The organism is Pantoea sp. SGAir0183 (genome assembly GCF_043545505.1).
Window position 1 is genome coordinate 1 of record NZ_CP028054.1, and the last position, 7,191, is coordinate 7,191.

Consider the following 7,191-nt stretch of genomic DNA (forward strand, 5'->3'; position numbering starts at 1 on the left):
GGCGATGCGGTGCCGGTAATGCAGGCTACGCTGACAACATTTCGCCCAGCCAACCATGGTTTTTATGCTCATAAGGGGCCAATCAATGCTGATTTATGCACGACAGGAAGAAACGGTTGATGAGATTTGCTGGCGTTATTACGGACGCACGCAGCAGGCGGTTGAACAGGTTTATGCCGCCAATCCTGGCCTGGCAGAAAAAGGCCCAACCTTACCGCACGGATGCAAAGTGGTCTTACCAGATCTGCCCCAAGCGGCTACTGGTGAGACGCTCAATCTGTGGATTAGTGCCAATGGAAAAAAATCAGTTCTCTGATTAATTACCTCATCGGGATTGTCCTGATGTGGTTTGGACGTCACACACCACAGGATATCGCTTTTATGGTGGGCTCTGGCGTTGCTGTGTTAACGATGTGCATCAATGTCGCAACCTTTTTTATCAACTGGTATTACCGCCGCAAAACCTACGAGCTGCAGCAGCGCAACGTTAAGGGGCTGAATTTTGAGCCAGATCGCTAAGCGATGTGCCGTCGTCGCCGTGCTGGCCATGGCCGCACTGTTACCGCAAATCAAGATGCTAAAAACCTCCGAAGCCGGACTCAGGCTGATTGCTGATGCCGAAGGGTGCCGCACGTCACCTTATCAGTGCAGCGCCGGCGTCTGGACTAATGGCATTGGCCATACGCAGGGCGTTACGCCTGCCAGCGTGGTGAACGAGCGCCAGGCGGCAGTCAACCTGGTTTATGACGTCATGCGCGTTGAGCGCGGCATTGATCAGTGCATGACACGTGACATGCCTCCGAGGTCTACGACGCGGTGGTGTCCTTTGGCTTTAACGTCGGCGTACATGCCGCCTGTAACTCCACGCTGGCGGGCTTCATTAACCGTGGCCGCTGGCGCGATGCCTGCCTGCAGCTCAGACGCTGGGTCTATGTCAAAGGGACGTATAACGCCGGGCTGGATAACCGTCGCCAGCGTGAAATGGCCTGGTGCCTGAAGGGGGCTGGATGATGCGACTGATGGTGTTTGCGATCGTGACGTTACTTGCAGCACTGGGGGCCGGCGGCTGGCGTCTCAGCGTCATCGAGGCGCGGCTGGACAAGGCACAGCACAAGGCCGCGGCGCTGGCCGCCGACCTGAGCAACCGGGAGAAGGCCATCGATCAACTCAACCGGGACAGTCAGGCCAGCCGAAAACGTGAGGCCGAACTGCGGCTACAGCAAACCAGGCCAGCGCTCAGGCGCTGAACCGCGAAACGACAATCAGAAGAGAAACCGATGCGAATCCCGCTTTACGTGCCTGGAGTGCGACTGCTTTGCCTGCTGACGTTATCCGCTGCACAGCCGTCCCGCCTTCAGCAATGCCCGAGATTATCTGGACTGGCTGTCCACGCGTGACCAGTTGCCCCATCCCGGAGAACCACCTGCAAACGCAGGGTGATTTGGCGGCAGATAACCGCCAGTTAGAGGCTGCGCTCGCATCGTGCGGGTTGCAGGTAGAGATGATTAAAGCGTGCCAGGAGCAGCATGATGTTGAAAGCAACCCAACTCCGTCAGGTGCTGATAAACAGCGTTCCGCTGCTACAGCAAAATCCTGACAACCTGACCATCGATATTCAGTCCGGCAGTCTGGTCTCCACCCTCGCCAGCTCGCTGTCGTTTGAATACCACTTTCAGCTGGCTGTCGTCATTACTCAGTATGCCGACGATATTGATCTGATCATGGTGCCCGTGCTGGCCTGGCTGCGGGAAAACCAGCCCGACATCATGGTGTCGGAGGAAAAACGCCGCACCGGCTTTACCTTCACGCTCGATGCCACGGGCGAGGGAAAGCACACCGTGACGGTCACGCTCCAGCTGACCGAACGTGTCTGGGTTGAGCAGCAGGAGGGCGGATTACACATCACGCATCTGCCGGAACCTGCGCTGCCAGAAAACGATGCGCGGCCCTGGCAGTTGTATATCAAAGGCAAGCTGGTCAGCGAATGGAAGGCATAGCCACTGCCGCTGTTGCTGAGGCGCTGTTTAGTCATTTCTGAGTAAACGGCATTCGATTGCTGCTTTTCTCCTGCAACGTGAAACTACTGCCATGAACGAGCAAATATTAGAAATCAAGCGCTTGCTGCGCAATATGGTCCGCATCGGTACTGTCTCCGACGTCAATCTGGAGGCGGGCACCTGCCGTGTAAAGACCGGTGATAACACCACTGACTGGCTGCACTGGCTGACAGCCCGGGCGGGACGCACCCGTACCTGGAATGCCCCTTCGGTTGGCGAGCAGGTGTTGATCATGAGCCTGGGCGGCGAGCTGAACAGCGGCTTTGTTTTGCCCGGTGTGTTTTCGGATGCCAGTCCGGCGCCATCGGCCTCTGCGGATGCGCTGCACTGCTCCTTTCCCGATGGGGCGGTAATTGAATATGAGCCCAGACCGGCGCGCTGAAAGCGGAGGGGATCCAGACTGCCACTCTCAAGGCGACCGTTAAAATCCTGCTGGATACGCCCGAGGTGGAGTGCACAACGTTGCTCAAAACCGCCACGCTGGAAGTCACCCAGGGCGGCACGATGAAGGGCGACGTATCGCACAGCGGCGGCAGTTTCGCCTCCAATGGCAAAGTGCTGCATACGCATCAACATCCGGGCGACAGCGGTGGGACAACAGGAGCGCCATTATGACAACAGCACGCTATAGCGGTATGAGCCGCGAAACGGGGACGACGCTGGAAGAGCTGGATCACATCCGACAATCCGTGCGCGACATTTTGACCACGCCACTCGGGCGCGGGTAATGCGCCGTGATTATGGCTCGCTACTGTCGGCGCTGATTGACCAGCCGCAAAACGATACGCTGCGTCTGCAAATCATGTCGGCCTGTTATATGGCGCTGCTGCAGTGGGAGCCGCGCATCAGCCTGACCGGCATCAATTTTGAGTCTGCGTTTGACGGCGGGATGGTGGTGGAAATCACCGGCAACCGTGCGGATACCGCGCAGGATTTTTCGTTAACCGTCCCTGTGAGTTGAATCATGCCTACTATCGACCTGAGCCAGTTGCCTGCGCCAAATGTGGTGGAAACGCTGGACTATGAAACGCTGCTTGCGGAACGCAAGGCGACATTGATTTCGCTCTATCCTGCGACCAGCAGGCGTCGGTTGCCCGCGTACTGGCGCTGGAGTCGGATCCGCTGGTGAAGCTCCTGCAGGAGAACGCGTACCGGGAAGTTATCCTGCGCCAGCGCGTTAACGAGGCGGCAAAGGCGGTGATGGTTGCCTGGGCCAACGGCGCGATCTGGATCAACTGGGCGCGAATAACGGCGTGACGCGGCTGGTACTGACCCTGCAGATCCCACCGCCACGCCGCCTGTTGAAGCCGTAATGGAGCGCGACGAAGATTTTCGTGCCCGCATTGCTGCCGCCTTCGAGGGGCTGAGTGTGGCAGGGCCATCGGGTGCCTATGAGTTTCACGCGCGCAGTGCCGACGGACGCGTCGCCGATGCTTCCGCCATCAGTCCGTCTCCTGCCAGCGTCACCATCACTATTCTGTCACGTGAGGGCAACGGCGTGGCGGATAACGATCTGCTGGCAATCGTGGATGCCGCCCTGAACGATGAAGATGTAAGGCCGGTCGCCGACCGCGTCACGGTTCAGTCGGCTCAGATTGTGGATTATCGCGTCGAGGCAACGCTGTACCTCTATCCCGGACCGGAAGCCGAACCTATTCGTGCCGCCTCAGAAGCAAAACTGCAGGCATTCGTGAACACCCAGGCACGTCTGGGCCGCGATATCCGTAAGTCTGCGCTTTACGCTGCCTGCACGTCGAAGGCGTACAGCGCGTCGAACTGGCGCAGCCGACTGCGGATGTGGTGCTGGATAAAACCCAGGCGGCGTTCTGCACCGGTTATCAGATCACGGTAGGAGGTTCTGATGAGTAAACGCCTGCTGCCAACGGGCTCATCGACGCTGGAGGTAGTGGCGGCGGAAGCCTGCGCAACGCTGGAAACCATCCCTGCGCCGATGCGCATGTTGTGGAATGCCAGACCTGCCCGGTTGAGCTGCTGCCTTATCTGGCCTGGGCCTGGTCAGTGGACCGTTGGGATTCAGGCTGGAGCGAAAGCACCAAGCGCAGCGTGGTTGCCGCATCGGAATACATCCATAAGCACAAGGGAACGATTGGATCGCTGCGCCGTGTGGTCGAGCCGCTTGGCTATCTGATCCGCTTTAAGGAATGGTGGGACACCAACGAAGCGCCGGGCACGTTCCGCCTGGACGTGGGCGTGCTGGAAACCGGTATCACGAGGCCATGTACAACGAGCTGGAGCGATTAATTGCCGATGCCAAACCGGTCAGTCGTCACCTGACGGGGTTATCCATCAATCTGGACAGCACCGGCACCGTTCCTGTTGCGGCCGCCAGTTACAGTGGCGATGAGCTTACCGTTTATCCCTATACACCTGAAGTTATCACCGCAGGCGGTTCCGGTTACACCGGCGCAGCGGTCCATCTTATTGACCTGACGGAAGTGAGAGCATGACAACGAAATATTTTGCCATACTGACCAATCAGGGCGCGGCTAAGCTGGCCAATGCCGCGGCCTTGGGTACCCAACTGCAAATCACCCAAATGGCGGTGGGGGATGGCGGCGGCACTTTGCCCACGCCCGATCCTGCACAGACCAAACTGATCGGCGAAAAGCGACGCGCCGCGCTGAATTCACTGAAGGTGGATGCCGCGAACACCAGCCAGATTATTGCTGAGCAGATTATCCCTGAAGGCGAAGGTGGCTTCTGGATCCGCGAAATTGGCCTGTATGACGCCGATGGCGTTATGGTTGCGGTGGCAAACTGCGCTGAAACTTACAAGCCACAACTTCAGGAAGGCAGCGGCCGTACCCAGACCGTGCGCATGATTCTGATCGTGAACAGCACTAGTGCCGTCACATTAAAGATTGATCCTTCGGTGGTGCTGGCCACGCGCCAGTATGTGGATGACAAAGTCATCGAAGTGAAAGCCTATACCGACGATGTGATGAAAAAGCATGTCGATGCGGCAAACCCTCATAGCCAGTATTTGCAAACGGCTAAAGCACTGGCAGAGATTAAAGATGCAGGGCTGGTGGCGGAGGTTCTCAAAAACCTCGGTTTGGGCGAAGGCTCTGCTTTGCCGGTTGGTGTACCGGTTCCCTGGCCATCTGAAGTACCGCCATCAGGCTGGTTGACCTGTAATGGTGATACTTTTAGCGCAGCTGATTACCCGCTTCTGGCGAAAGCGTATCCATCACTTAAATTACCAGATTTACGTGGGGAATTTATTCGTGGCTGGGATGGTGGTCGTGGTATCGATAATGGAAGAGGGATCTTAACATCGCAGCAGTCTACGACCCTCAGAACAGCGATGCTCGATTACTATAATCAGGACGCAACGGGCGCTAATGGTGTAGTCGGGCTAGGATTCAAAAATGAAGATTCCTTATTTGATATGCAGCAATCTGACTTTAAAATGCCAGATGGAACTAACCCAATAATTATGAAGGCGCGATTTCAGACAATGGTATGAATTCAACCATTATTACCACTATAAAATCTGGAATATCGAAAGGTATATCTATCAGACCACGTAACGTAGCATTCAATTATATAGTGAGAGCTAAGTAATAAGTTATATAAATCCTTTTCCAGAGTTCTTTTTAAGAGATGGCGAAAGCTGAGTGAGTGGCTAAAAAAGTATAACCCCTGTATGTTAAATGTCGACAAGCATTGAGGATGCGTTATTGGACAATACTAAAGACATTATATTACACTGAAAGATTGAAACTTTCCTTTGTGATATTAGCGGTAATGAAAAATCAAAACTATTACCTTGTATAGCATATGATAATCCAGTAAAAGCCGTCGATGTATCGACGGCTCCTGCAACATTTCACTTTATCCTTCCCGGCTCGAAATTGACATCGAAAGAATTACAGAGGCAAGGATATTTATGCCTCTGCAATTTGCAGGTAGTTTAGTTTTAGTTGAACATCTTTCCGTAGAATAAAGCGGCTGACTTTTTAGTGTAAAATAATTCTGACCACGTTCACTCTAGAAAGATAAATTATTCATTTTTTTAAGATGACGGTGACTTGATACTGAAATTAATCTACCCGAAGAATATTTTAATGAAAATAATTATTATATTCTAATGTGTTAAATGGCCTAAAGGACAAGTTGGTTTCTGTTTTTACCCTGTCCAAAAAGTGAAAAATTCTCCTAACTCAGGCTGAGTTAACAGATAGCGACCTCGCTATCTGTCATTCTTGAGAAAACTTTAATTATTCCGGTTTTTGCGGCCAGTTAACTTCAGGTGCCGTCGATACATCGACGGCTTTCACTGCAGACTTGTATGCCATCCAGTCTGATAGTTTTGCTTTGTCATTATCGCTAATGTCACCAAGCAAAAGTTCAATCTTCCAATCGGAGATTGTCTTATCGATATTGTTTAAAATATCTTCTCGATGTTTTTCCGCGATTTCTTTATCTGCTTCATGTTTAAGCGATAAATCCTCGACCCAGTTTTCACCATCCCATTTACAGTACTCTGAAGCTGGAACTTTTGAAGTTGTATTGGTTGGGTTATCACCCAGTTCAGTTATAATAAATGATTTTCCTGTTTCAGTGTTGTAGACAGTTTCACCACGATGATCGCTAATATACTCCCATGCAGAAAGGTCTTTAGTTCTGCAAACCTTCATGCCTTCTTTTTTTTCTAAGGGAGCATCGACACATGAATTAGCAGGAAGTCCTACTCCTTTAGCAAGAGTTTCAGTGATAGTTGAAAGATATTCACGTGAAATACCGTCATAATTATAAACACTAACTTCCCCAGAGTTAATAGCTATGAGATTTTTATCCAACTGAGCTCTTAACATTATGCAGCCCTCAAAATATAGTTAAATGCAATGTTGCGTGGTCGTGTCTCTGCTCCACCAGTGTTTTCCATGAATATATATGTGTGACAACGATTACCAGCTTGTCCCATTATTTCCATTGACTCGCTATTTTGATCAGTAAATGCAATAAAATTCGGGGTTGGGTTCCGTATTCGTTAACAAAATCTGTGGTTATGCGAGCGAATTGCATCTCCTTGTGCAGAAAGCACTGTTCTTCCGTTATCAATTTACTTCCATCATCCCAGCCACGTTAAATTCCCCACGCAAATCCG

The 7,191-nt window shown here is 52.5% G+C and carries 6 protein-coding genes and 6 pseudogenes; 11 read left to right on the top strand and 1 reads right to left on the bottom strand.

Annotation, left to right across the window (positions count from 1 at the left end):
* Positions 1–85 precede the first annotated feature (85 nt).
* The 11 genes and pseudogenes from C1N59_RS20315 to C1N59_RS20365 all read left to right on the top strand — a co-directional run bounded on the left by C1N59_RS20315 (position 86) and on the right by C1N59_RS20365 (position 5,547).
* Positions 86–316: a tail protein X gene (locus C1N59_RS20315; protein WP_394550958.1), complete on the top strand. Its 231-nt coding sequence runs from the start codon at positions 86–88 to the stop codon at positions 314–316.
* Positions 317–342: 26 nt separating this feature from the next.
* On the top strand, positions 343–519 hold the full coding sequence (locus tag C1N59_RS20320) for an HP1 family phage holin (RefSeq protein WP_394550960.1): 177 nt from the start codon (positions 343–345) through the stop codon (positions 517–519).
* Positions 503–1,011: pseudogene (locus C1N59_RS20325) on the top strand (lysozyme). Before C1N59_RS20320 ends, C1N59_RS20325 begins: the two are co-directional and overlap by 17 nt.
* Entirely contained in the window at positions 1,008–1,247 is a 240-nt protein-coding gene (locus C1N59_RS20330; RefSeq protein ID WP_394550962.1) for a hypothetical protein, read from the top strand. Before C1N59_RS20325 ends, C1N59_RS20330 begins: the two are co-directional and overlap by 4 nt.
* A 30-nt stretch (positions 1,248–1,277) precedes the next feature.
* A pseudogene (lysC, locus tag C1N59_RS20335) lies at positions 1,278–1,597 on the top strand (Rz1-like lysis system protein LysC).
* The gene (locus C1N59_RS20340; RefSeq protein ID WP_080752832.1) at positions 1,527–1,997 is read left to right on the top strand and encodes a phage tail protein; all 471 of its coding nucleotides are present in this window, start codon (positions 1,527–1,529) and stop codon (positions 1,995–1,997) included. The pseudogene lysC and the gene C1N59_RS20340 overlap by 71 nt, the downstream one beginning before the upstream one ends.
* Before the next feature lie 91 nt (positions 1,998–2,088).
* Positions 2,089–2,672 (top strand): annotated as a pseudogene (locus C1N59_RS20345) (phage baseplate assembly protein V).
* Positions 2,669–3,018 (top strand): annotated as a pseudogene (locus tag C1N59_RS20350) (GPW/gp25 family protein). The pseudogenes C1N59_RS20345 and C1N59_RS20350 overlap by 4 nt, the downstream one beginning before the upstream one ends.
* A gap of 3 nt (positions 3,019–3,021) precedes the next feature.
* Positions 3,022–3,926: pseudogene (locus tag C1N59_RS20355) on the top strand (baseplate assembly protein).
* Positions 3,919–4,525: pseudogene (locus tag C1N59_RS20360) on the top strand (phage tail protein I). The pseudogenes C1N59_RS20355 and C1N59_RS20360 overlap by 8 nt, the downstream one beginning before the upstream one ends.
* Positions 4,522–5,547 carry a phage tail protein gene (locus C1N59_RS20365; protein ID WP_394550964.1) on the top strand — a complete coding sequence of 342 codons (1,026 nt, stop codon included), beginning with the start codon at positions 4,522–4,524 and terminating at the stop codon, positions 5,545–5,547. Before C1N59_RS20360 ends, C1N59_RS20365 begins: the two are co-directional and overlap by 4 nt.
* A 754-nt stretch (positions 5,548–6,301) precedes the next feature.
* Here C1N59_RS20365 and C1N59_RS20370 read toward each other — a convergent pair.
* Positions 6,302–6,898, bottom strand: coding sequence for a tail fiber assembly protein (locus C1N59_RS20370; RefSeq protein ID WP_394550966.1), 597 nt, complete (start codon positions 6,896–6,898; stop codon positions 6,302–6,304).
* Positions 6,899–7,191: the final 293 nt, after the last annotated feature.